This is a genomic window from Streptomyces millisiae (assembly GCF_031845425.1).
GTDB lineage: Bacteria > Actinomycetota > Actinomycetes > Streptomycetales > Streptomycetaceae > Streptomyces > Streptomyces millisiae.
Genome location: NZ_JAVREM010000031.1, coordinates 15,747 through 39,221 on the forward strand (window position 1 = coordinate 15,747; position 23,475 = coordinate 39,221).

Annotated in this window: 21 protein-coding genes; 10 read left to right on the forward strand and 11 right to left on the reverse strand. The window is 71.5% G+C overall.

The genetic code is table 11. The annotated features are described in order from the left end of the window. Positions 1-33: 33 nt before the first annotated feature. Positions 34-405 carry an NADH-quinone oxidoreductase subunit A gene (locus RNC47_RS21465; RefSeq protein WP_311601089.1) on the reverse strand — a complete coding sequence of 124 codons (372 nt, stop codon included), beginning with the start codon at positions 403-405 and terminating at the stop codon, positions 34-36. A gap of 184 nt (positions 406-589) precedes the next feature. Here RNC47_RS21465 and RNC47_RS21470 point away from each other — a divergent pair, with 184 nt between their 5' ends. The 8 genes from RNC47_RS21470 to RNC47_RS21505 all read left to right on the forward strand — a co-directional run bounded on the left by RNC47_RS21470 (position 590) and on the right by RNC47_RS21505 (position 10,570). Beyond that, positions 590-1,837 (forward strand): sensor histidine kinase, encoded by a 1,248-nt coding sequence (locus RNC47_RS21470; RefSeq protein WP_311601090.1) that lies wholly within the window; start codon positions 590-592, stop codon positions 1,835-1,837. Beyond that, positions 1,834-3,141: a sensor histidine kinase gene (locus tag RNC47_RS21475; RefSeq protein ID WP_311601091.1), complete on the forward strand. Its 1,308-nt coding sequence runs from the start codon at positions 1,834-1,836 to the stop codon at positions 3,139-3,141. Before RNC47_RS21470 ends, RNC47_RS21475 begins: the two co-directional genes overlap by 4 nt. 113 nt (positions 3,142-3,254) lie before the next feature. Next, complete coding sequence (locus RNC47_RS21480; protein WP_311601092.1) at positions 3,255-3,914, forward strand: response regulator transcription factor; 660 nt, start codon at positions 3,255-3,257, stop codon at positions 3,912-3,914. 199 nt (positions 3,915-4,113) lie between these two features. After that, the gene (locus RNC47_RS21485; RefSeq protein WP_311601093.1) at positions 4,114-6,009 is read left to right on the forward strand and encodes a 2-oxoacid:acceptor oxidoreductase subunit alpha; all 1,896 of its coding nucleotides are present in this window, start codon (positions 4,114-4,116) and stop codon (positions 6,007-6,009) included. Continuing rightward, positions 5,999-7,096, forward strand: coding sequence for a 2-oxoacid:ferredoxin oxidoreductase subunit beta (locus RNC47_RS21490; protein WP_311601094.1), 1,098 nt, complete (start codon positions 5,999-6,001; stop codon positions 7,094-7,096). The genes RNC47_RS21485 and RNC47_RS21490 overlap by 11 nt, the downstream gene beginning before the upstream one ends. Before the next feature lie 108 nt (positions 7,097-7,204). Continuing rightward, positions 7,205-8,161 carry an EamA family transporter RarD gene (gene rarD / locus RNC47_RS21495; RefSeq protein WP_311601095.1) on the forward strand — a complete coding sequence of 319 codons (957 nt, stop codon included), beginning with the start codon at positions 7,205-7,207 and terminating at the stop codon, positions 8,159-8,161. Continuing rightward, positions 8,154-9,050, forward strand: coding sequence for a phosphotransferase family protein (locus RNC47_RS21500; RefSeq protein ID WP_311601096.1), 897 nt, complete (start codon positions 8,154-8,156; stop codon positions 9,048-9,050). Before rarD ends, RNC47_RS21500 begins: the two co-directional genes overlap by 8 nt. Before the next feature lie 65 nt (positions 9,051-9,115). Beyond that, positions 9,116-10,570, forward strand: a complete 1,455-nt coding sequence (locus RNC47_RS21505) for an ATP-binding protein (protein ID WP_311601097.1) — start codon at positions 9,116-9,118, stop codon at positions 10,568-10,570. Between the two features lie 55 nt (positions 10,571-10,625). Here RNC47_RS21505 and RNC47_RS21510 read toward each other — a convergent pair whose 3' ends face one another. The 3 genes from RNC47_RS21510 to RNC47_RS21520 form a co-directional block, all read right to left on the reverse strand. After that, positions 10,626-11,237 carry a Uma2 family endonuclease gene (locus RNC47_RS21510; RefSeq protein ID WP_311601098.1) on the reverse strand — a complete coding sequence of 204 codons (612 nt, stop codon included), beginning with the start codon at positions 11,235-11,237 and terminating at the stop codon, positions 10,626-10,628. Positions 11,238-11,295: 58 nt separating this feature from the next. Then, entirely contained in the window at positions 11,296-12,216 is a 921-nt protein-coding gene (locus tag RNC47_RS21515) for a LolA family protein (RefSeq protein ID WP_311601099.1), read from the reverse strand. Positions 12,217-12,407: 191 nt separating this feature from the next. Beyond that, positions 12,408-13,418, reverse strand: coding sequence for a polyprenyl synthetase family protein (locus RNC47_RS21520; protein WP_311601100.1), 1,011 nt, complete (start codon positions 13,416-13,418; stop codon positions 12,408-12,410). Positions 13,419-13,670: 252 nt separating this feature from the next. Here RNC47_RS21520 and RNC47_RS21525 point away from each other — a divergent pair, with 252 nt between their 5' ends. Together RNC47_RS21525 and RNC47_RS21530 are read left to right on the forward strand one after the other, a co-directional pair. Then, complete coding sequence (locus RNC47_RS21525; RefSeq protein ID WP_311601101.1) at positions 13,671-14,243, forward strand: hypothetical protein; 573 nt, start codon at positions 13,671-13,673, stop codon at positions 14,241-14,243. A 209-nt stretch (positions 14,244-14,452) separates the two neighbouring features. Then, on the forward strand, positions 14,453-15,058 hold the full coding sequence (locus RNC47_RS21530; protein ID WP_311601102.1) for a hypothetical protein: 606 nt from the start codon (positions 14,453-14,455) through the stop codon (positions 15,056-15,058). Positions 15,059-15,137: 79 nt separating this feature from the next. On the opposite strand, the gene nuoN is transcribed toward RNC47_RS21530, so the two are convergent. The 7 genes from nuoN to nuoH are packed head-to-tail and all read right to left on the reverse strand — an operon-like array spanning position 15,138 to position 23,468. Beyond that, positions 15,138-16,745 carry an NADH-quinone oxidoreductase subunit NuoN gene (gene nuoN / locus RNC47_RS21535; RefSeq protein ID WP_311601103.1) on the reverse strand — a complete coding sequence of 536 codons (1,608 nt, stop codon included), beginning with the start codon at positions 16,743-16,745 and terminating at the stop codon, positions 15,138-15,140. Positions 16,746-16,769: 24 nt separating this feature from the next. Further along, on the reverse strand, positions 16,770-18,389 hold the full coding sequence (locus RNC47_RS21540; protein ID WP_311601105.1) for an NADH-quinone oxidoreductase subunit M: 1,620 nt from the start codon (positions 18,387-18,389) through the stop codon (positions 16,770-16,772). Positions 18,390-18,392: 3 nt separating this feature from the next. Further along, entirely contained in the window at positions 18,393-20,288 is a 1,896-nt protein-coding gene (gene nuoL, locus RNC47_RS21545) for an NADH-quinone oxidoreductase subunit L (RefSeq protein WP_311601106.1), read from the reverse strand. A 13-nt stretch (positions 20,289-20,301) separates the two neighbouring features. Continuing rightward, positions 20,302-20,601 (reverse strand): NADH-quinone oxidoreductase subunit NuoK, encoded by a 300-nt coding sequence (gene nuoK / locus RNC47_RS21550; RefSeq protein ID WP_311601107.1) that lies wholly within the window; start codon positions 20,599-20,601, stop codon positions 20,302-20,304. Beyond that, a complete protein-coding gene (locus tag RNC47_RS21555; RefSeq protein ID WP_311601108.1) occupies positions 20,598-21,497 on the reverse strand; it encodes an NADH-quinone oxidoreductase subunit J in 900 nt (299 codons plus the stop codon). Before RNC47_RS21555 ends, nuoK begins: the two co-directional genes overlap by 4 nt. Further along, a complete protein-coding gene (gene nuoI, locus RNC47_RS21560; RefSeq protein WP_311601109.1) occupies positions 21,494-22,117 on the reverse strand; it encodes an NADH-quinone oxidoreductase subunit NuoI in 624 nt (207 codons plus the stop codon). The genes RNC47_RS21555 and nuoI overlap by 4 nt, the downstream gene beginning before the upstream one ends. Next, positions 22,110-23,468, reverse strand: coding sequence for an NADH-quinone oxidoreductase subunit NuoH (gene nuoH, locus RNC47_RS21565; RefSeq protein WP_311601147.1), 1,359 nt, complete (start codon positions 23,466-23,468; stop codon positions 22,110-22,112). Before nuoH ends, nuoI begins: the two co-directional genes overlap by 8 nt. Positions 23,469-23,475: the final 7 nt, after the last annotated feature.

Genomic DNA, 23,475 nt, shown 5'->3' on the forward strand with positions numbered 1-23,475 from the left:
CGAGCCGCGCCACCGGGCCCAGGGAGCGGGGAGTCACGTCCACGTCAGGACGCCCTTCTTCCAGGCGTAGAGCAGGCCCACGGAGAGGAAGCCGAGGAAGACGAACATCTCGACCAGCGTGACCCCGCCGTAGCCGTCCGCCGCGAAGACCGTCGCCCACGGGAAGAGGAAGACCGAGTCGACGGCGAAGATCACGTAGAGGAAGGCGTAGACGTAGTAGCGGATCTGGGTGTGTGCCCAGCCCTCGCCGACCGGGTCCACGCCGCACTCGTACGGCAGCAACTTCTCAGGGGTCGGCACCGCGGGCCGCAGCAGCCGGCCGGCGGCGAAGGCCACGGTGACGAACAGCACGCCGGCCACCGCGACCAGACCGACGACCGTGTAGCCGTGGAAGTAGTCGGGCACGTTCGGGCCTCCGACGACCAGACCGGGGACGGGTTGGGGACTGCCGGTGAGTCTAGGGGTTGCCGGGCCGCTTGTGACCACCGCTCTCGCGAGCGCGGGGTGGGGACGTGGTGGGGGTAGCCCCACCGTCGTTGACCGACCCACCCCATGGCGACCGCCGGGAGGGCCCGGCAGGCTTGGGGACATGACCAGCTCGACCAGCACCACGCCGGCCGGTGGCGGCGTCCCGGAGGGGCGGGAGAAGCCGCCGCCACCGCGCCCGGCGCTCGATGCACGCGCCTGGCGCGAGTGCGCCTATCTGCTGCTGAGCTTCCCGCTGGCCGTGGTCACGTTCGTGTGCGTCGTGGTCTGGATCTACGCCGGTGCGCTGCTGTCCGTGACGGTCGTCGGTCTGCCGGTGCTGGCCGCGGGGCTCGCCGGCTGCCGGCGCGTCGGGGCGTGGGAACGGGCGCGCGCCAGGGCGCTGCTCGGTCTTTCCGTGGACGAGCCGAGCGCGCTGCCCAGGGCCCGCGAGGGCGGGCTGCTGACCCGGCTGTGGTCCGCGCTGCGGGATCCGGTGGGCTGGCGGACCGCGCTGTTCTTCGTGGTGCGGCTGCCGGTGGCCACGCTGACGTGCTGGCTGACGGTGATCGCGGGCATCGTGGCCTGGCCGGCGCTGCCGTGGATCGTGCGCTGGTTCACCAACGTGGACCGGGCGCTGGTGCGCGGGCTGCTGTCGCCGTCGGACAGCCTGGAGCGGCGGATCGCGGAGCTGGAGTCGGGCCGGGCGGCGGTCACCGACACGGCCAACGCCGACCTGCGGCGGATCGAGCGTGATCTGCACGACGGCGCGCAGGCCCGGCTCGTGGCGCTGGCGATGGGGCTGGGCATGGCGAAGGAGACGGTCCTGCGGGATCCGGAGGCGGCGGCCAGGCTGGTCGACGAGGCGCACGGCGAGGTCAAGCAGGCCCTGCGGGAGCTGCGCGACCTGGCCCGCGGCATCCACCCGGCCATCCTCACCGACCGCGGCCTCGGCCCGGCGCTGTCGGCCGTCGCCTCCCGCTGCACGGTGCCCGTGACGGTGAGCGTCGAGCTGGACGAGCGGCCGGCGGACGCCATCGAGGGCATCGCCTACTTCACCGCCTCCGAGCTGCTGCAGAACGTCAGCAAGCACAGCGGCGCCCGCCAGGCCACGGTCGAGGTGTGGCGCGCGGAGGGCCGGCTGATGATGCAGGTCACCGACGATGGCCAAGGCGGCGCCGACCCCACCGCCGGATCAGGGCTCGCCGGCCTCGCCGACCGGCTCGCCGCCGTCGACGGCCTGCTCGCCGTCCGCTCCCCCGCCGGCGGCCCCACCACCGTCACCGCGGAACTCCCCTGGCGCGCCCGCCCGGCGCCGCCGACCAGGCTCGCGGACACACTCGAAGAGAAGAACCGAGGGACCACGTCATGACCACCGTGTTGCGCATGCCGCTGACACTCCGCACCTGGCGGGAGGGGCTGCACGCCCTGCTGAACTTCCCGGTGGCGCTGGCCGGCTTCCTGGTCGCGGTGGTCGGCCTCGCGGTCAGCGGCGCCCTGCTCTTCCTGGTGGTGGGGCTGCCGCTGCTGACGCTGGTGCTGCTGCTGATCCGCCTCTACGCGCGCCTGGAGCGGGCCAGGGCCAGGGCCTTCCTCGGGGTCGAGGTGGCCGAGCCAGAGCCGCTGCGGCCGCGGCGCGGTCAGCGCGGTCCGGTCGCGTGGATGGGCGCGGTGCTTCGCAGCAACGTGTCGTGGCGGAGCACCGCGTACGCGCTGCTGCACCTGTGGTGGGCGCTGTTCACCTTCACCGCGGTGACCGTGCTGTGGGGCCTCGGCCTGTCCGCGCTGACGTTCCCGGCCTGGGGCTGGACGATCACCCGCTACACCGACGAGCCGGGCATCGGCGTCAACGTGGACGGCCAGGGCCACGGCTGGATCTGGGACAGCCCCTGGGAGTACGCGCTGGTGGCCCTGGTGGGCGCGCTGGTCATGGTGGCCGCCGCGCCGCTGATCAGGGGGATGGCGGCGGTGGACCGGCTGCTGGTCGTCACGCTGCTTGGCCGCTCGGCGGCGGCCGACCGGGTGCTCCAGCTGGAGGAGGACCGCTCGGTGGTGGTGGACGCCTCGGCCGCCGACCTGCGGCGGATCGAGCGTGACCTGCACGACGGCGCGCAGGCCCGGCTCGTGGCGCTGGCGATGGGGCTCGGCATGGCGAAGGAGACCATCACGCGGGACCCGGAGGCGGCGGCCAGGCTGGTCGACGAGGCGCACGGCGAGGTCAAGCAGGCCCTGCGCGAGCTGCGCGACCTGGCCCGCGGCATCCACCCGGCCATCCTCACCGACCGCGGCCTCGGCCCGGCGCTGTCGGCCGTCGCCTCCCGCTGCACGGTGCCCGTGACGGTGGACGTGGAGCTGCCGCTGCGGCCGGCCGAGGCGATCGAGGGCATCGCCTACTTCACCGCCTCCGAGCTGCTGCAGAACGTCAGCAAGCACAGCGGCGCCCGCCAGGCCACGGTGGACGTGTGGCGCGCGGAGGGCCGGCTGATGCTCCAGGTGACCGACGACGGCCGGGGCGGCGCCGACCCCACCGCCGGCTCAGGACTGGCCGGCCTCGCCGACCGGCTCGCCGCCGTCGACGGCCTGCTCGCCGTCCACTCCCCCGCCGGCGGCCCCACCACCGTCACCGCGGAGCTGCCGTGGCGGGACCGGGCGGCGGCCGGCGTGCCCGCCCGCTGAGACCGGGTGGGACGGCGTGGGCCGGGGTGAGATGCTGACCGCCGGCGGACGGCGCCGAGTACGGCAGGACCGGTGAGAACGGCGAGAACGGTGAGATCGGGGGAGAACAGAACGTGCGCGTGGTGATCGCCGAGGATTCGGTGCTGCTGCGGGAGGGCCTGACGCGGCTGCTCGTCGACCGGGGCCACGAGGTCGTCGCCGGGGTCGGGGACGGCGAGGCGCTGGTCGAGGTGGTGCGCGAGCTGGCGGCGGCCGGGTCGCCGCCCGACGTGGTGGTGGCGGACGTGCGGATGCCGCCGACCCACACCGACGAGGGCGTGCGGGCGGCCGTGCGGCTGCGTGGGAGCTTCCCGGAGCTGGGGGTGCTGGTCCTTTCGCAGTATGTGGAGGAGCAGTACGCGACGGAGCTGATCGCCGGTTCGAGCCGGGGCGTGGGCTACCTGTTGAAGGACCGGGTGGCGGACGTCAGCGAGTTCGTGGAGGCGGTGACGCGGGTGGCCTCGGGCGGCACGGCGCTCGACCCGGAGGTGGTGGCGCAGTTGCTCGGCCGCAGCCGCAAACAGGATGTTCTCGGTGGGCTCACGCCCAGGGAAAGGGAAGTCCTAGGACTAATGGCCGAGGGTCGCACCAACTCGGCGATCGCCGCGCAGCTCGTGGTGAGTCACGGCGCGGTCGAAAAGCACGTGAGCAACATCTTTATGAAGCTCGGCTTGGCACAGAGTGACACAGATCACCGGCGGGTTCTGGCGGTTCTGACCTATCTGAATTCCTAGCGCGCCTGCGACGCTGGAACCAGGGTTCCAGTGGTGCGTCAGCGGTGCGCACCGCCATGTCTCGCAGGGGGGCGGGTCGCGATGACGGCAGGCCGTTTCGAACCTCGTCACCTGCCCTTTGATCCGATCTTCATCAGTAAGGTAACCCTCACCCGCGTACCATGGCGGACAAGAGTCGCCTCGAAGGAGGGCTACAGCAGTGACCACTGAGGTCGACCAGGCGAGCCGGGACACGAAGGACGTCAGGCGTGTTGACCGGGTAATCATCCGCTTCGCGGGGGATTCCGGCGACGGAATGCAACTCACGGGGGACCGATTCACCTCGGAGACCGCGTCACTGGGCAACGACCTGTCCACCCTGCCGAACTTTCCCGCCGAAATCCGGGCCCCCGCCGGCACGCTCCCCGGCGTCTCCTCCTTCCAGGTGCACTTCGCCGACCACGACATCCTCACGCCGGGCGACGCCCCCAACGTGCTGGTGGCGATGAATCCGGCGGCCCTCAAGGCGAACCTGCCCGACGTGCCGCGCGGCGGCGAGATCATCGTCAACACCGACGAGTTCACCTCGCGCGCCCTGGCCAAGGTGGGTTACGACAGCAATCCGCTGGAGGACGGCTCGCTTGACGGGTACAGCGTCCACCCGGTGCCGCTGACCGCGCTGACCGTCGAGGCGCTGAAGGGCTTCGACCTCACCCGCAAGGAGGCCGGCCGCTCGAAGAACATGTTCGCGCTCGGCCTGCTCTCCTGGATGTACCACCGGCCGACCGAGGGCACCGAGGCCTTCCTGCGCGCCAAGTTCGCCAAGCGCCCGGAGATCGCCGAGGCCAACCTGACGGCCTTCCGCGCCGGGTGGAACTTCGGCGAGACCACCGAGGACTTCGCCGTCTCCTACGAGGTGGCCCCGGCCGCCAGCGCCTTCCCCGCCGGCGTCTACCGGAACATCTCCGGCAACCTGGCCCTGGCGTACGGCCTGATCGCCGCCGGCCAGCGCGCCGACCTGCCGCTGTTCCTCGGCTCCTACCCGATCACCCCGGCCTCGGACGTGCTGCACGAGCTGTCCAGGCACAAGAACTTCGACGTGCGCACCTTCCAGGCCGAGGACGAGATCGCCGGCATCGGCGCCGCGCTCGGCGCGGCCTTCGGCGGCGCGCTCGGCGTGACCACCACCTCGGGCCCCGGCGTGGCGCTGAAGTCGGAGACCATCGGGCTCGCCGTCTCGCTCGAACTGCCGCTGCTGATCGTCGACATCCAGCGCGGCGGCCCCTCCACCGGGCTGCCGACCAAGACCGAGCAGGCCGACCTGCTCCAGGCGATGTACGGGCGCAACGGCGAGGCCCCGGTGCCGATCGTCGCGCCGGCCACCCCCGCCGACTGCTTCACCGCCGCGCTGGACGCGGCGCGCATCGCGCTGACCTACCGCACCCCCGTCTTCCTGCTCTCGGACGGCTACCTGGCCAACGGCTCCGAGCCCTGGCGGGTCCCCGAGGTCGACGAACTGCCGGACCTGCGTGTCCAGTTCACCACCGCGCCCAACCACACGCTGGCCGACGGCACCGAGGTCTTCTGGCCCTACAAGCGGGACCCCCAGACCCTGGCCAGGCCGTGGGCCGTGCCCGGCACCCCCGGCCTCGAACACCGCATCGGCGGCATCGAGAAGCAGGACGGCACGGGCAACATCTCCTACGACCCGGCCAACCACGAGCACATGGTGCGGACCCGGCAGGCCAAGATCGACGGCATCGACGTGCCGGACCTCGTGGTCGACGACCCGAGCGGCGAGGCGACCACGCTGGTGCTCGGCTGGGGCTCCACCTACGGCCCGATCACCGCCGCCGTCCGGCGGATCCGCCGCGCCGGGGGCCGGATCGCCCAGACGCACCTGCGCCACCTCAACCCGCTCCCCGCCAACCTCGGGGACGTGCTGCGCTCCTACGACCGGGTGCTGTGCCCGGAGATGAACCTCGGCCAGCTCGCCACCCTGCTGCGCGCCAGGTATCTGGTGGACGTCCGGTCCATCACGCAGGTCACCGGCCTCCCGTTCAAGGCCGAGCAGCTCGCATCCGCTTTCAAGGAGGCCGCCGACGATGCCCGCTGACGCTCCCACCACCTCGGCCGGGGCCCGCACCGCCCTGTCGCTCGTGCCGCGCACCGAGTCGCGGCAGAGCGCCAAGGACTTCAAGTCGGACCAGGAGGTCCGCTGGTGCCCCGGCTGCGGCGACTACGCGGTGCTGGCCGCCGTGCAGGGCTTCCTCCCCGAGCTCGGCCTGGCCAGGGAGAACATCGTCTTCGTCTCCGGCATCGGCTGCTCCTCCCGCTTCCCGTACTACATGAACACCTACGGGATGCACTCCATCCACGGCCGCGCCCCGGCGATCGCCACCGGCCTGGCGGCCGCCCGTCGCGACCTGTCGGTCTGGGTGGTCACCGGCGACGGCGACGCGCTGTCCATCGGCGGCAACCACCTGATCCACGCGCTGCGCCGCAACGTGAACCTGAAGATCCTGCTGTTCAACAACCGGATCTACGGGCTCACCAAGGGCCAGTACTCGCCGACCTCCGAGCCCGGCAAGATCACCAAGTCCACGCCGATGGGCTCCCTCGACACCCCGTTCAACCCGGTGTCGCTGGCGCTCGGCGCCGAGGCGTCCTTCGTCGCCAGGACCATCGACTCGGACCGCAAGCACCTCACGGGCGTGCTGCGGGCCGCCGCCGAGCACCACGGCTCGGCGCTGGTCGAGATCTACCAGAACTGCAACATCTTCAACGACGGCGCCTTCGAGGCCCTCAAGGACAAGCAGCGCGCCCAGGAGGCCGTGATCCGCCTGGAGCACGGCCAGCCGATCCGCTTCGGCCTGCCCGCCGAGGACGGCCTCGGCGAGCAGGGCGTAGTCCGCGACCCGGCCACCGGCGAGCTCCGCGTGGTGCCCGTGGCCGAGGCCGGCACCGACGCGCTGGTCGTGCACGACGCGCACGCGGCCACCCCCGTCACCGCCTTCGCGCTCTCCCGGCTCGCCGACCCGCACACCCTGCACCGCACCCCGATCGGCGTGTTCCGCAGCGTCGAGCGGCCGGCCTACGAGGACCTGATGGCCGAGCAGCTGGAGCGGGCCGTCGAGTCGCGCGGCAAGGGTGACCTGGCGGCGCTGCTCGCGGGCAACGACACCTGGACGGTCGCCGGCTGACCCCGTTGGACCCCCCTGTCAGGACCGTCACGCGAAAACGGGAATGACAGCCGCCCGGCCCGGCGCTACCTTCGAGGGGGCGTCGGGCCGTGGTCGTGGGAGGCAAGGGTGGCAGCGGGCAGCGCGGGAAGCAGGTCCGGACTGGTCTTCGGCCTCGGCGCCTTCGGGCTCTGGGGCCTGCTGCCGATCTACTGGCGGGAGTTGGAGTCCGCCGGCGCCTCCGAGGTGCTGGCGCACCGGATGCTGTGGTCGCTGCCGACCGCCCTGGCGCTGCTGGCCGCCGTCCGCAACTGGTCCTGGATCCGGCCGCTGGTGCGTGACCCGCGCCGACTCGGGCTGCTGCTGGTCTCGGCCACGCTGATCTCCGTCAACTGGTACATCTTCATCTGGGCGGTGGGCGAGGGCCGGGTGCTCGAGGCGTCCCTCGGGTACTTCATCAACCCGCTGCTGACCATCGCCATCGGCGTGCTGGTGCTGCGCGAGCGGATGCGGCCGGCCCAGTGGGCGGCGGTCGGGGTCGGCGCCACGGCGGTCGTGGTGATGAGCGTCGCCTACGGCCAGGTCCCGTGGATCTCCCTCGCCCTGAGCGTCAGCTTCGCGGTCTACGGCCTGGTCAAGAAGAAGACCGGGCTGGACGGCCTGGAGGGCTTCACGGCCGACTCGGCGCTCCAGTTCCTGCCGGCGCTCGGCTTCGTGCTGGTGCTGGCCGGGCGCGGCGAGTCGACGTTCACCACGGACGGCACCGCGCACACCGCGCTGCTGGTCGGCAGCGGCCTGGCCACCGCGCTGCCGCTGATCTTCTTCGGCGCGGCCGCCGTGCGCCTCCCGCTCTCCACGCTCGGCCTGATGCAGTACCTCGCCCCCACCTCGATGTTCCTGCTCGGGGTGCTGGCCTTCCACGAGGAGATGCCGCCGGAGCGCTGGGCCGGCTTCCTGCTCGTCTGGACCGCGCTGTCGATCCTCACCTGGGACGCCCTGCGGAACGTCCGCAGGACCCGCCGCACCGTGGCCCGCCACCTCCCCGACACCGCCGCCGCCGAGCCGGCCGCGGCGCGCGATGCTTGAGCCGGCCACCCTGGCCTGGCTCGAACGCCACCTCGCGCCGGGCGAGGCGGTCGCCGACGCCCGCCCGCTGCGCGGCGGCTGGACCTCCAGGATCTGCGCGCTGCGGACCACGGACGACCGCGAACTGGTCCTCCGCTCCTTCCTCACCCCCTTCTTCCGCCGCCATGCGCCAGGACTGCTCACCAGGGAGGCCGAGGTCCTGGCCCTGCTGCGCACCACGGACGTCCCGGCGGCCGAGCCGCTCGCGGTCGACCCGACGGGCGAGCACTGCGCCGCGCCGTCCCTGCTGATGACGCGGCTCCCCGGCGCCGTCCGGCTGACCGAGGACACCGGGGCGGCCCTGGCCGCGCTGCTGGTCCGCGTCCACGCCATCGCGCCGGCCGAGCGCCCCCGCCCCTACCAGGCCTGGACGGCCCCGGACCGCGTCGCCGTCCCGCGGGACACCGCCCGGCCCGCGCTCTGGCGCCGCGCGGTGGCCGCCATCCGCCGCGAGCCCCCACCCTTCACCGGCCGCTTCCTGCACCGCGACTTCCACCCCGGCAACGTCCTCTTCGCCGGGGGCGACATCACCGGCGTCGTCGACTGGGTCGAGACGTCCTGGGGCCCGGCCGACCTCGACGTGGCCCACTGCGCGACCGCCCTCGCCCTGCTGCACGGCCCGGCCGCCGGCCTCCGCCTCGCCGACCACTACACGACCGCCGGCGGCGAACTGTCCGCCGACCCACGCGACCACCTCTACTGGCGGCTGCTCGACGCCCTCGCCTTCGCCCCCGACGCCGAGAAGCTCGCCCTGCCCTGGCGGGACCTCGGCCGCACCGACCTCACGCCGGCCCTGCTGCGGACCCGTCTCGAGGACTACCTCGCGGCGATCTTGGAGCGATACCAGTAGGTCTTGGTAGCCGTCATCTACGTAGAATGAATCTACGTAGAACAAAGCTACCTGGAGGTCGCCCCATGGCGCGGGACTTCGTCGGACGCGAGGCCGAGCTCGGCATGCTGCGGAAGCGGCTGGAGCGGGTCTCCGCGTCCCGGCGCGGAGTCGCCGTGGCGGTGCGCGGCCGGCGCCAGGTGGGCAAATCCCGGCTGGTGCAGGAGTTCTGCGACCGCGCGCAGGTGCCGTATCTGTTCTTCACGGCGACGAAGGGAGCCTCTTCGATCGAGTCCGTCTCGACCTTCCTCGCCGAGCTGAGGGATTCCGCCCTACCGGTCGATCCCGACCTCGTCGCCGGTGACGCCCCCACCAGCGCCGGCTGGCTGGACGCCTTCCGAACGCTGACCACAGCCCTGCCAGACCGGCCCTGTGTCGTGGTCATCGACGAGCTGCCCTGGCTGGCCGAGCAGGACCCCGTGTTCGACGGCGCGCTCCAGACCGCCTGGGACCGGCTGCTCGCACAACGCCCCGTCCTGCTGCTCCTGCTCGGCAGTGACCTGCACATGATGGAGCGGTTCACGGCCTACGATCAGCCGTTCTACGGCCGGGCCGACCATCTGGTGCTCGGTCCGCTCAACCCCGCCGAGACCGGGCGAGCCCTGGGGCTCGGACCTGCCGAGGCGATCGACGCCCACCTGGTCTCCGGTGGTCTGCCCGGCATCGTGCGCATCTGGCCGAACGGCACACCGACCGTCGACTTCGTCAGGGGTGAGTGCGGGGACCCCGCGTCACCGCTGTTCAGCATCCCGGAGTCGTCGCTGCTCGCCGAGTTTCCGTCCCCCGACCTGACGCGCAGGGTCCTCGAAGCGGTTGGCGGCGGAGATCGAACCCACGCCAACATCGCCGCCACCGCCGGCAGTCGGCAGGGAACGCTCCCGTCGGGATCGCTCTCCCCCTTGCTCCACCGGCTCGTGGCCGAGAAAAGGGTGCTCGCCACGGACAGCCCACTCTCCGTCAAGCCCGGCAAGCCAATGCTCTACCGCGTCGCGGACAGCAACTTGCGGCTCTACCTGGCGGTGCTCCGCGCCGGCCAGGAGCTGTCGAGGCGCGGGCGGGGCGAGGCCGCGTTCCGCCTGTTCGACCGCCGGTGGAGCAGCTGGCGCGGGCGGGCGGTCGAACCGCTGATTCGCGAGTCGCTTGAGCTGGCTGCCACGGCCGGCGCACTGCCCTGGCCGGACACCGAAGCGGTCGGCGGCTGGTGGAACCGGCAGTTCGCCCCGGAGGTCGATCTGGTCGGCGCCGACCGCGGGCCGGTCGCCGAACGCCTGTGCTTCGCCGGCTCCATCAAGTGGCTCGGCACCCCGTTCGACGACCACGACCTCGCCCAACTCCACCGCGACACGGCCCAGGTGCCGGGATTCCTCCCTGGCCACACGGGGCTCGCGATCGTCTCACGCGCGGGCCTCGCCCGTGGCGTGGACGCCGATCGCGTAGAGCTGTGCTGGGGCCCGGACGAGGTCGTGGCCAGCTACTCCTGAGCCGGGCCTCTCGGCACGGCCGACCGATGGTGGGCCAGCCGGCCGGGCGGGCTGATCAGCGGATCTGAAGCAGCTTCTCCACGGCGACCTGGCAGGGAAGGTCACCCGGGATCTCCACCTTGTCGCCCGGAAGGTACTCCGCCGTGCTCTGGTACGCGCCCTCGTGCGGACGAGTGAGCACCAGGACCTTGCCGTGTTCCCGGTCCGCGATCAGGTAGACGGGCACGCCGACCGTGGCGTATGCGGTGACCTTGCTGTCCGTGTCGTCCCGCCAGTTGGAGGAGGTGACCTCGGCCACCAGACGGAAGACGGAGGGCGCGTAGCAGTTGTACGGCAATTGGTGTTCTCGGAAGTCCTCGTCCACCAGGGCCAGGTCCGGGATGGCGAAGCCCTTCTTCCCTGGCCTCAGGTATATCCCCAACCCCTGGACCACGTGCAGGCCCTTTTCCTCCGCCCCGGCGGCGAGGAGCGCGGCCATCAGTGCGGTCAGAGCCACGGCGTGGTCGCCGTCGGCCGGTGGGGTCACGATGATCCTTCCGTCGATGACCTGGACCCGGTAGCCCTCGGGCACGTCGAGGTTCGCGGCGACCTCCAGGACCGCCTCCTCCGGATCCTTTTCCTCGGAGACCGGGCCGTCCTGGATGTCGGGGTCGATGGGCAGCGCCATGATGCAGTCCTTCCCGAGCGACGTGCTCAGCATAGGCCCCGGCCAGGGGGCAGGCGCGCTATCCGCGGAGGAGCTCCGAGAGGTCGAGCTCCTCGGGGTCGAAGCCGCCCTCGAACTGGCCGTCGTGGAACGGCAGGTCGCCGGTGACGTCCGGGCCGAGGCCGGACAGCAGTCCTTCGAGGCCGGTCTCGGGGTCGATCTCGACGACCTCGGCGCCGCTCGGCGGGGTGAAGTCGAAGACGGAGCCGGCCGGCTGGGTGTAGTCGATCTGTGAGAAGGCGATGTCGAGCGAGCCGCGCTCGCTCGTGACCGACACGGCGAGCGGCACGCCCGTCTCGCTGTCGACCGCGAGCCGGGCCAGGGAGACGCCGCTGGACGCGTCGGTCGGCTCGACCGTCAGCTGGTAGGCGGTGCGTCCCGCCACTCGGGAGGTGCCGTCCACCGAGATGTCCGCGTGCTCACCGGCGGCCGCCAGCAGCCGCTCGGCGGCCTCCTGCGGCGTGAGGCCGGCGAACGGCGCCGCCTCGCGGGCCTCGGCCGGGGCCGTCGCGTGCAGCACGGTGTCGCCGGCGCTGTCGTAGGCCCACAGGTCGTCCCCGTTGCGGATCACGGCGAACTCGTCCGAGCCGTCCGCCAGCGCCACCCGCTGCCGCTCAGGGCCGTCCATGGCGACCCGCAGCGTGCTGTCCCCGGTGGCGAGCCCGGCCAGCCGGCCGGCGGGCCCCGCCCCGTCCAACACGCCGTCCAGCATGGGCCCGAGGTCCGGCAGCCCGAGGTCGGCCTCGACCCGCACCGTGCCGGACAGCTGCTCCGTCTCCGACTGCACGACCCGCACGACCAGTTCCTCGGCCGTCACGTCCGGCAGGTCGGGGCCGCCGTCGCTCGCGATCGCGGGCCAGACCCCCGCACCCACCGCGGCCACCCCGGCCACCACCGCGACCGGCACGGCGGCCCGGCGAACATTCCTGTGCACTGCCATCAGTTGCCCCTCCACTCACGACGCTTCGCGCCCGGCACCACCAATTGCAACAGGCTGGGGCCTTTCCGGCATCCACCGTCGGGAGTCAATCGCGGTACTACCAGAGGATGACCGGAGGGGGAGGAACACGGCCCGTCCCGTAGGGGTTCTACCCGGGGTCGGGCCGAGGGGAACGACGGAGCGGTGGGCGGCTACGCCGTACGGTCGGCGACCACGTCGCAGAGGTCGGCGAGCGCCCGCCTGGCCGGTATGTCGGGCAGCGGGTCGAGCGTCCTGCGGGCCTGCTCGGCGAAGGACAGCGCGTCGCGCCTGGCCCGTTCGAGCGCCGGATGGGCCCGCAGCCGCTCCAGGGCCTCGGCGTGCCTGGCGTCGTCCGTCAGATCGCCGTCCAGGAGCTCGCACAGCTCCTTGTCGGCCGGCGAGCCGCCCTCCCCTGCCATCTCCCGCAGCCGCAGCACCGGCAGCGTGGGGACGCCCTCCCGCAGGTCGGTGCCCGGCGTCTTCCCCGACTCGCGCCCGTCGCTGGCGATGTCCAGCACGTCGTCGGCGAGTTGGAAGGCCACGCCGATCCGCTCGCCGTACAGGGCCAGGGTGTCGACCACCGACTCGGGGGCGCCCGACATCATCGCGCCCATCCGGCCCGCGACGGCGATCAGCGAGCCGGTCTTGCCCGCGATCACCTCCAGGTGGTGGGCGACCGGGTCCTCGCCGGGCAGCGGCCCCGCGGTCTCCTGGATCTGTCCCGTCACCAGGCGCTCGAACGCCTCGGCCTGGATGCGCACGGCGTCGGGGCCCAGGTCGGCCACTATCGACGACGCGCGGGAGAAGAGGAAGTCGCCGGTGAGCACCGCCACCGAGTTGCTCCAGCGGGCGTTGGCGCTCGGCACCCCGCGCCGCACCTCGGCCTCGTCCATGATGTCGTCGTGGTAGAGGGTGGCCAGGTGGGTCAGCTCCACCACCACGGCCGCCGGCACCACGCCCGGCGCCTCGGGATCACCGAACCGGGCCGCCAACAGCAGCAGCAGCGGACGGAACCGCTTCCCGCCCGCCCGCACCAGGTGTTGCGCCGTCTCCGTTATAAAGGGGACGTCGCTCTTGGTGGCCTCGATCAGCCCCGCCTCGACAGCCGTCAACCCTGCCTGGAGTTCGGCTTCCAGGGCCGGGTCCCGCACGCTGTCCCCGAAGGGTCCCACGACGGTCACGAGTGACTCCCCTGTCTTCCGGTCCGATACCCCCCGCAGCGTAGCCGGTCGGAAGTGGATCACCACCAGGACGTACCGCCGTCCACGGCGCCCCGCCCCCTCCCCCTCGTGGGCACCAGGGCGACACTGCTTTCACATACGTATCAGTACGGCACCGATTGCCATGAGCGCGTAACACAGTGATCTACCCGCCTCGCCGAGCAGATAATCTTCCGGCACCGAGTACAACGTTTGTACGCACGAGGGGAATTCATGCGTAAGTCAATACGGCTCGCCCTGCCCGCCGTCGCCGCGTCCCTGGCCCTGGCGCTCACCGCCTGCGGTGGGGACGACGAGTCGAACGGGAACGACGGCGGCAGCGACAACGGCGCCTCCGAGACCACCGGCGGCGGCGAGGGCGAAGAGGCCGCGGACGACGCGGCGGGCGGCGAGGCCGGCGGCGAGGGGCCGACGGCCGAGGAGCTCGAGGGTGCCTGGCTCACCGGGGTGGAGGACACGGACGCCGTCCTGACCTTCACGGCCGGCGCGGTCAACTTCACCGAGGACACTCTCGAGGAGGGCGACATCTGCACCGGAAGCTACGCCCCCGGCGCCATCACGCTCGACGAGTGCACCGTGTTCGGCTCCGAGGAGTGGGCCGACCGTGAGGCCACAGTGGCGCTGAACGGCGAAACCCTGACCGTCACCTGGGCCTCCGGCACCACCCAGGAGTACACCAACATGATGGGCGACCTCGGCGACCTGGGCGACCTCGGCGGTGACCTGAGCGAGCTCGAGGACAGCCTGGCGGAGCTGGAGGACCTGGAGGCGGAGCTCGGGGGCTGACCCCAGGCGCAAGCCATCGCAGGAGGCAACGGTGGCCCGGGTCCCACGGGGGGACCCGGGCCACCGGCATGCGAGGGCACATTCACCCGCCAATCGCCACACAGGTATCAGTCCAGCGTGGATTGCCTCAGGCGTGTAACACAACGACCTACCCACCCCGGCGGGCATATAACCTGCCTGCATCGAGTTCAACCGTACTAGGGGAATCCATGCGTAAGGCAATACGGCTCGCTCTGCCCGTCGTCGCCGCGGCCACGGCGCTCGCGCTCACGGGCTGCAACGACGACGAGGAAGGCGCCTTCGGCAGCGTCGGCGGCAGCTCGGGCGGCTCGGAGGAGAGCAGCACGGAGGACCCGGGCAGCACCACCGGCGGCGAGGAGACCGGCGACGCCGGCACCACCGGCGGGGACACCGGCTCCACCACCGACGGCGGCTCCGGCGGCGAGGTCACCACGGGCCCGACCATCGAGGAGCTGGACGGCGACTGGTACGAGAGCGCCACCGTCGACACCACCAACTTCGAGATCGACGCCGCCACCGGCGAGGTCCTCTTCTACTCCAGCTTCGACCCCAACGCCACCGACTACTGCACCGGCTCCTACGCCGACGGCACGTTCACCCTGAACGACTGCCAGTCCTACGGCGGCTCCTGGAGCGACATGTCCGCCACGGTGACCGAGTTCGACGGTGAGAACCTCACCGTGACCTGGTCCGGCGGTCAGACCGCCACCATGCGGAACCTGGCCACCGGCGGCTTCAGCGAGGCGGAGCAGGCGGAGATCGGCCGCATCATCGAGGAGTACAACGCCGGCTGACGCCCTCCCGGCGCCCGCCCGACATCGCGAAGGCCCGGTCCCCCGTGGGGGATCGGGCCTTCGCGATGTCATGCAACGCTCACCGCACGAACGTGCCCGCCTGTCCCGCCAGGTCGAGGAAGTACTGCGGCGCCACGCCAAGCACCAGCGTCACCACGGCGGCCAGCGCCACCACCGACATCGTCAGCGGGCTCGGGATCACCACCGAGGGGCCCTCGGCCTTCGGCTCGCTGAAGAACATCAGCACGATCACCCGGACGTAGAAGAACGCCGCGATCGCCGAGGCGATCACACCGACGATCACCAGGCCCATCGCGCCCGCGTCGGCCGCCGCCCGGAAGACCGCGAACTTGCCCGCGAAGCCGGAGGTCAGCGGGATGCCGGCGAAGGCCAGCAGGAAGAGCGCGAAGACCGCCGCCAGCAGCGGCGAACGCCGCCCGAGGCCGGCCCACTTGGACAGGTGGGTGGCCTCGCCGTCGGCGTCCCGCACCAGCGTCACCACGGCGAACGCGCCGAGCGTGACGAAGGAGTAGGCGCCCAGGTAGAACAGCACCGACGAGACGCCGTCCTCGGAGACCGCCACCACGCCCGCCAGGATGAACCCGGCGTGCGCGATCGACGAGTACGCCAGCAGCCGCTTCACGTCGGTCTGGGTGATCGCGATCACCGCGCCCGCCACCATCGAGGCGATGGCCACGCCCCACAGCACCGGCTGCCAGTCCCAGCGCATGCCGGGCAGCACCACGTACAGCAGCCGCAGCATCGCGCCGAAGGCCGCCACCTTGGTGGCCGCCGCCATGAAGCCGGTGACCGGGGTCGGGGCGCCCTGGTAGACGTCCGGGGTCCACATGTGGAACGGCACCGCGCCCACCTTGAACAGCAGGCCCATCAGCACCATCGCGCCGCCGATCAGCAGCAGCGCGTCGTTGCCCATGGTGGAGGCGAGACCCGGGTCGATGGCGGCCGGGTTGCCCGCGATGACGTCCCTGATGCCCGCGTAGGAGACCGTGCCCGCGTAGCCGTAGAGCAGCGCGATGCCGAACAGCAGGAAGGCGGAGGCGAACGCGCCCAACAGGAAGTACTTGACGGCCGACTCCTGCGACAGCAGCCGCCGGCGGCGGGCCAGCGCGCACAGCAGGTACAGCGGCAGCGACAGCAGTTCGAGCGCGATGAACAGCACCAGCAGGTCGTTGGCCGCCGTGAAGAGCAGCATGCCGCCCACCGCGAACAGCAGCAGCGGGAAGATCTCCGTGGTGGTGTGCCCGGCCCGCACCGCCTCCCGCTCGGCCGCGCCGCCCGGCACGGCCGCCGGCTGCGCCGCGAACGAGTCGACGCGCGCCCCGTGCGCCGCCGGCTCCAACCGCCGCTCGGCGAACAGGAACACCGAGACGAGGCCGACCAGCACGATCACGCCCTGGAGGAAGAGCGCCGGGCCATCGACGGCCAGCGAACCCATGCCGGCCACCTGCGACCTCGACGTGCCCCGGTCGCCGGCCGCCAGGCCGACCACCGCGGCGAACGACGCCGCGAGCGCGAGCGTGGCGAGCACCACCTCGGCCGGGTAGCGGGCCTTACGGGGCGCGAACGCCTCGATCAGGATGCCGACGACGGCCGCCCCGTACACGATCAGGCTCGGCGAGAGCGCGATCCACTCGATGTCGGGAGCGGTCAGATCCCCGGGATTCATGCAACCCCTCCTGCGTGACGAGAGTTACTCATGTGCGGCCTCCGCCTCCGCCGGCACCTGCGGCGCCGGGTCCTGCCGGTCGACGTCGGACAGGGTGTGCTCGACGGCCGGGTTGACGATGTCGGTGAGCGGCCGCGGGTAGACGCCGAGGAAGATCACCAGCGCGATCAGCGGCGCCACCACCGCGAGCTCCCGCACCCGCAGGTCGGGCAGCTTCTCGAGCCCCGCCTTCACCGGGCCCGTCATGGTGCGCTGGTAGAGGATCAGCACGTACAGCGCCGCCAGCACTATCCCCGTGCTGGCCACGATGCCGGCCACCTGGTAGCGGCTGAACGTGCCCACCAGCACCAGGAACTCGCTCACGAAGGGGCCGGTGCCGGGCAGCGAGAGCGTGGCCAGGCCGCCGACCAGGAAGGTGCCGGCCAGCACCGGGGCCGTCTTCTGCACCCCGCCGTAGTCGGCGATGATCCGCGAGCCGCGCCGCGAGATCAGGAAGCCGGCCACCAGCATCAGCGCGGCCGTGGCCACCCCGTGGTTGATCATGTAGAGCGTGGCGCCGCCCTGGCCCTGGCTGGTCATCGCGAAGATGCCGAGCACGATGAAGCCGAAGTGGCTGATCGAGGCGTAGGCGATCAGCCGCTTCATGTCCCGCTGGCCGATGGCGAGCAGCGCGCCGTAGAGGATGCTGACCAGCGCCAGCGTGAGCACCACCGGGGTCGCCCAGTGGCTGGCGTCCGGGAAGAGGCCCAGGCAGAAGCGGAGCATCGCGAAGGTGCCGACCTTGTCGACCACCGCGGTGATCAGCACGGCCACCGGGGCCGTCGACTCGCCCATCGCGTTGGGCAGCCAGGTGTGCAGCGGCCACAGCGGCGCCTTGATGGCGAAGGCGAGGAAGAAGCCGAGGAACAGCCAACGCTCGGTGTTCGTCGCGAAGTCGAGCTCGCCCGAGGCGCGCGCCTCCAGGATGGCCTGGAGCGAGAAGGTGCCCTCCGGCAGCTGGTCGGCCGTCGCGACGAACAGGCCGATCACCGCGGCCAGCATCACCAGGCCGCCGACCAGGTTGTAGAGCAGGAACTTGACCGCCGCGTAGCTGCGCTGCCGCGCCTGGCCCTCCTCGTCGCCGCTGCCGGCCCGGTCCCCGAAGCCGCCGATGAGGAAGTACATCGGGATGAGCATGGCCTCGAAGAACACGTAGAAGAGGAAGACGTCGGTGGCGGCGAAGGACATGATGACCATCGCCTCGACGAGCAGGATCAGCGCGAAGAAGCCCTGGGTGGGCCGCCAGCGGCGGGTGGCCGGGGCCTCGTGTTCGGCCGGGTCCGCGTCGTTCCAGCCGGCGCCGATCAGGAACGGGATCAGCACGGCGGTCAGCGCGATCAGCGCCACGCCGACGCCGTCCACGCCGAGTTCGTACCGCATCCCGAAGTCCCTGACCCACCAGTGGGACTCGGTGAGCTGGAACCGGTCGGCCCCCGGGCTCGTGTCGAAGCGCAGCAGCACCGCGAGCGCGAGGCCGAGGGTGACGAGCGAGAAGCCGAGCGCCAGCCACTTGGCGGCGGTCCGCCGCGCGGCCGGCACGGCGGCGGTGGCCACGGCGCCGATGGCCGGTGCCACGGCCGTGGCCGTCAGCAGGGGAAATGACATGACTCAGACCGCCCTCATCAGCAGGGTCGCGGCGACCAGCAGGACCGCGCCGCCGAACATCGAGACCGCGTAGGAGCGGGCGAACCCGTTCTGCACCCGCCGCAGCCGCCCGGAGAGACCGCCGAACGCGGCGGCCGTGCCGTTGACCACGCCGTCCACCAGCTTGTGGTCGACGTAGACCAGGCCGCGGGTGAGGTAGTTGCCCGGCTGGACGAGCACCGCGTGGTTGAAGTCGTCCTGGAGCAGGTCGCGCCTGGCCGCCCGGGTCAGCAGGGAGCCGGTCGGGGCCACCACGGGCACCGGCTGGCGGCCGTACTGGAACCAGGCGCCGGCCACGCCGAGCACCATCACGCCGGTGGCGGCGACCGACACCATGCCGTGGCTGACCGGGGAGTCGCCGTGCGCGATGCCGGTGACCGGCTCCAGCCAGTGCTCGAACGAGGAGCCCAGGTTGAAGAAGAAGCCGGCGGCCACCGAGCCCACGGCCAGCACCATCATCGGGATGGTCATGGACAGCGGGGACTCGTGCGGGTGCGGCTCGTGGCCGTTGGCGTCCGGCTGCCAGCGCTTCTCGCCGAAGAACGTCAGCAGCATGATGCGCGTCATGTAGTACGCGGTGAGCGCCGCGCCCAGCAGCATCACGCCGCCGAGCAGCCAGCCCTGGCCGCCGCCCTTGGCGAACCCGGCGTAGATGATCTCGTCCTTGGAGAAGAAGCCGGAGAGGTAGGGGAAGCCGATGATCGCCAGGTAGGCGAGGCCGAAGGTGACGAAGGTGATCGGCATGTGCTTCCGCAGCCCGCCGTACCGCCGCATGTCGACCTCGTCGTTCATGCCGTGCATCACCGAGCCGGCGCCGAGGAAGAGCCCGGCCTTGAAGAAGCCGTGGGTGACCAGGTGCATGATGGCGAAGGCGTAGCCCAGCGGGCCGAGGCCCGCGGCCAGCATCATGTAGCCGATCTGCGACATGGTGGAGCCGGCCAGCGCCTTCTTGATGTCGTCCTTGGCGCAACCGACGATGGCACCGAAGAGCAGCGTGACCGCGCCGACGGTGATGACGACGGTCTGCGCGTCGGGCGCCGCGTTGAAGACGTCGGCGGACCTGGTCACCAGGTAGACGCCGGCGGTCACCATGGTGGCCGCGTGGATCAGGGCCGAGACCGGGGTCGGGCCCTCCATCGCGTCGCCGAGCCAGGACTGGAGCGGCACCTGCGCGGACTTGCCGCAGGCGGCGAGCAGCAGCATCAGGCCGATGCCGGTGAGCGTCGCCTCGCTGGTGGTGGTCGCGTTCGGCAGCACGGTGTCGAAGGCGAAGCTGCCGAAGGTGGTGAACATCAGGAAGATCGCGATCGAGAGGCCGACGTCGCCGACCCGGTTGACCACGAACGCCTTCTTGGCCGCGGTGGCCGCGCTCGGCTTGTGCTGCCAGAAGCCGATCAGCAGGTAGGACGCGAGACCCACGCCCTCCCAGCCGACGTACAGCAGCAGGTAGTTGTCGGCCAGGACCAGCAGCAGCATGGCCGCCAGGAACAGGTTGAGGTAGCCGAAGAAGCGGCGCCGCCGCTCGTCGTGCTCCATGTAGCCGACGGAGTAGAGGTGGATCAGCGTGCCGACGCCCGTGATCAGCAGGACGAAGGTCATCGACAGCTGGTCGAGCTGGAACGCCACGTCGGCCTGGAACCCGCCCACCGGGATCCAGCTGAACAGGTGCTGGTGCAGGGTGCGGTGCTCGGCCTCCCGGCCCAGGAGGTCGAAGAAGAGCACGACGGCGAGGACGAACGACACCGCGGCGAGGGCCGTGCCCAGCCAGTGGCCGAGCCGGTCGAGCCGCCGCCCTCCCGTCAGGAGCACGGCGGCGCCCAGCAGCGGCGCCGCGATGAGCAGTGCGATCAATGACTCCACTGGTTCGTTCCCCTTACAGCTTCATCAGGCTGGCGTCGTCGACCGAGGCCGAGTGGCGGGAGCGGAACACCATGATGATGATCGCCAGCCCCACCACGACCTCGGCGGCGGCCACCACCATCACGAAGAACGCCATGATCTGGCCGTCCAGGTTGCCGTGCATGCGGGAGAAGGTGACCAGCGCCAGGTTGGAGGCGTTGAGCATCAGCTCGACGCACATGAACAGCACGATGGCGTTCCGCCGCAGCAGCACTCCGCAGGCGCCCACCGTGAACAGCAGCGCGGAGAGGAAGAGGTAGTTCTCCGGGTTCACTTGGTGGCCTCCGTCTTCTCGCCGTCCTCGGCCTCGCTCCGCTCGGCGTCGGGCCCGGGCAGCGCCAGCGGCTTCGGCGGGCGCGGCTGGCCGTGGTAGTCGGCGGTGCGCCGCTCGATGGCGGCGACGGCCTCGACCGCCTCCCGGTGCACCTCGCGGACCTGGCCGCGGGCGCGCAGCGTGGCGTTGACGGTCAGCTCGGACGGGGTGCCGTCGGGCAGCAGGCCCGGGATGTCGACGCCGTTGTGCCGGGCGTAGACGCCGGGCGCGGGCAGCGGCGGCACGTGGGTGCCGGCGCGCACCCGGTCCTCGGACTGCTCGCGCTGCGTCTTGTTGCGTTCGATGCGCTCGCGGTGGGTGAGGAGCGTGGCCCCGACGGCGGCGATGGTCAGCAGGATGCCGGTCACCTCGAAGGCCACCACGTAGCGGGTGAACAGCAGCGAGGCGAGGCCCTGCACGTTGCCGCCGGCGTTGGCCTGGGTCAGGCCGGTGAACGAGCCGGTGACGGCCTGGCCGATGCCGGCCATCAGCAGGACGCCGAGCCCGAGCCCGCAGCCGGCCGCCAGCCAGCGCTGCCCGGTGAGCGTCTCCTTGAGCGAGTCCGTGGCGCTGACGCCGACCAGCATCAGCACGAACAGGAAGAGCATCATCACGGCGCCGGTGTAGACGACGATCTGCACCACGCCGAGGAAGTAGGCGCCGTTGGCCAGGTAGAAGAGGGCGAGCAGCACCATGGTGCCGGCCAGCGAGAGCGCCGCGTGGACGGCCCTGCGCAGCAGCACGGTGCCGAGCGCGCCGGCCACCGCCAGCGGGGCGAGGATCCAGAACTGGACGGCCTCGCCGGTGGAGGTGGAGGTCTCGGCGGCGAGCGAGGTGAGGGGGACGAGAGCGCTCATGCCTTCACTCCCGGCTCGTGCAGCTTGGAGGCGGCGGTGATCGGGTCGTCGTTCTCGTCGAAGGCGTCCTCGTCCTGGACGGCGCCCGGCGTCTGCCGGACGGTGCCGGGGGCGGCCCGCGTCACCTCGCCCCGGTAGTACGACTGCTCGTCGGTGCCGGGGTACATGGCGTGCGGGGCCTCGACCATGCCGTCCTGCAGGCCGGCGAGCAGCTCCTCCTTGGTGTAGATCAGGGAGGCGCGGGTGCGGTCGGCCAGCTCGTACTCGTTGGTCATGGTCAGCGCCCTGGTGGGGCACGCCTCGACGCACAGGCCGCACAGGATGCAGCGCAGGTAGTTGATCTGGTAGACGCGGCCGTAGCGCTCGCCCGGGGAGTACCGCTCCTCCTCGGTGTTGTCGGCGCCCTCCACGTAGATGGCGTCGGCGGGACAGGCCCAGGCGCACAGCTCGCAGCCGATGCACTTCTCCAGGCCGTCCGGGTGCCGGTTGAGCTGGTGCCGGCCGTGGAAACGGGGCGCGGTCGGCTTCTTCTCCTCCGGGTACTGCTCCGTGAGCCGCTTCTTGAACATGGCCCTGAAGGTCAGTCCGAAGCCGCCCAGCGGATTGTGGAACTCAGGCATCGCCGTCCTCGCCTCCCTTTCCGTCGTGGCTGCCGTTGACTGTGGTGACTCCGCCCGTGCCGCCCGTGCCGTTCACGCCCGCCGGCACCCGCTCGGCGCGGGAGGGCCGGCGCGGCACCGGCGGCAGGGTCTGCCCGGGCAGCGGCGGCACCGGGTAGCCGCCGGCCATCGGGTCGAACGGCTCGGCCGCCTTCGCGGCCTCCTCCTCTTCGAGCCGCTGGTCCGCGCGGTCGCGGAAGACGTCGACGACGAAGGAGAGCAGCAGCAGGACCAGCACCCCGCTGCCGACCCAGAGCACGATGTCGCGGAAGGCGTAGTCCTCGTTCTGCATCGCGCGGACGGTGGCGACCAGCATCAGCCAGACCAGGGCGATCGGGATGAGGACCTTCCAGCCCAGCACCATGAACTGGTCGTAGCGGACGCGGGGCAGCGAGGCCCTGATCCACATGAAGAAGAAGATGACGGCGCAGACCTTGATCGTGAACCAGAGCATCGGCCACCAGCCGGAGTTGGCGCCCTCCCAGAAGCTGAGCGGCGCCGGGGCGCGCCAGCCGCCGAGGAAGAGGGTGACCATCAGGGTGGAGACGGCGACCGTGTGGATGTACTCGGACATCATGAAGAAGGCGAACTTGATGGACGAGTACTCGGTGAGGTAGCCGCCGACCAGGTCGCCCTCGGACTCCGGCATGTCGAACGGCGGGCGGTGCGCCTCGCCGACCATCGCCACCATGTACATCAGGAAGGACACCGGCAGCAGGACCATGAACCAGCGGTCCTCCTGCGCGTCCACGATGGCCGAGGTGGACATCGACCCGGAGTAGAGGAAGACGGCGGCGAAGCTGAGGCCCATGGCGACCTCGTAGGAGATGATCTGCGCCGTCGCCCGCACGCCGCCGAGCAGCGGGTAGGTCGAGTTGGACGACCAGCCGGCGAGCACCGTGCCGTAGACGGCGATGGCGCCGGTGGCCAGCACGTAGAGCAGGGCGACCGGGAGGTCGGTGAGCTGCAGGACGGTCTCGGTGCCGAAGATGCTGACCGGGTCGTCCTTGGGGCCGAAGGGGATCACCGCGATCGCCATGAACGCCGGGATCGCGGCCAGCAGCGGCGCCAGCAGGTAGACGAACCGGTCGGCGCCCTTGACGACGATGTCCTCCTTGAGCATCAGCTTCACGCCGTCGGCGAGCGACTGGAGCATGCCCCAGGGGCCGTGCCGGTTGGGGCCGATGCGCAGCTGCATCCAGCCGAGGACCTTGCGCTCCATGACGATGCTGATCAGGACCAGCACCAGCAGGAAGGCGAAACAGAACACCGCCTTGATCGCGATCAACCAGAACGGGTCGTCCCCGAACATGGTCAGA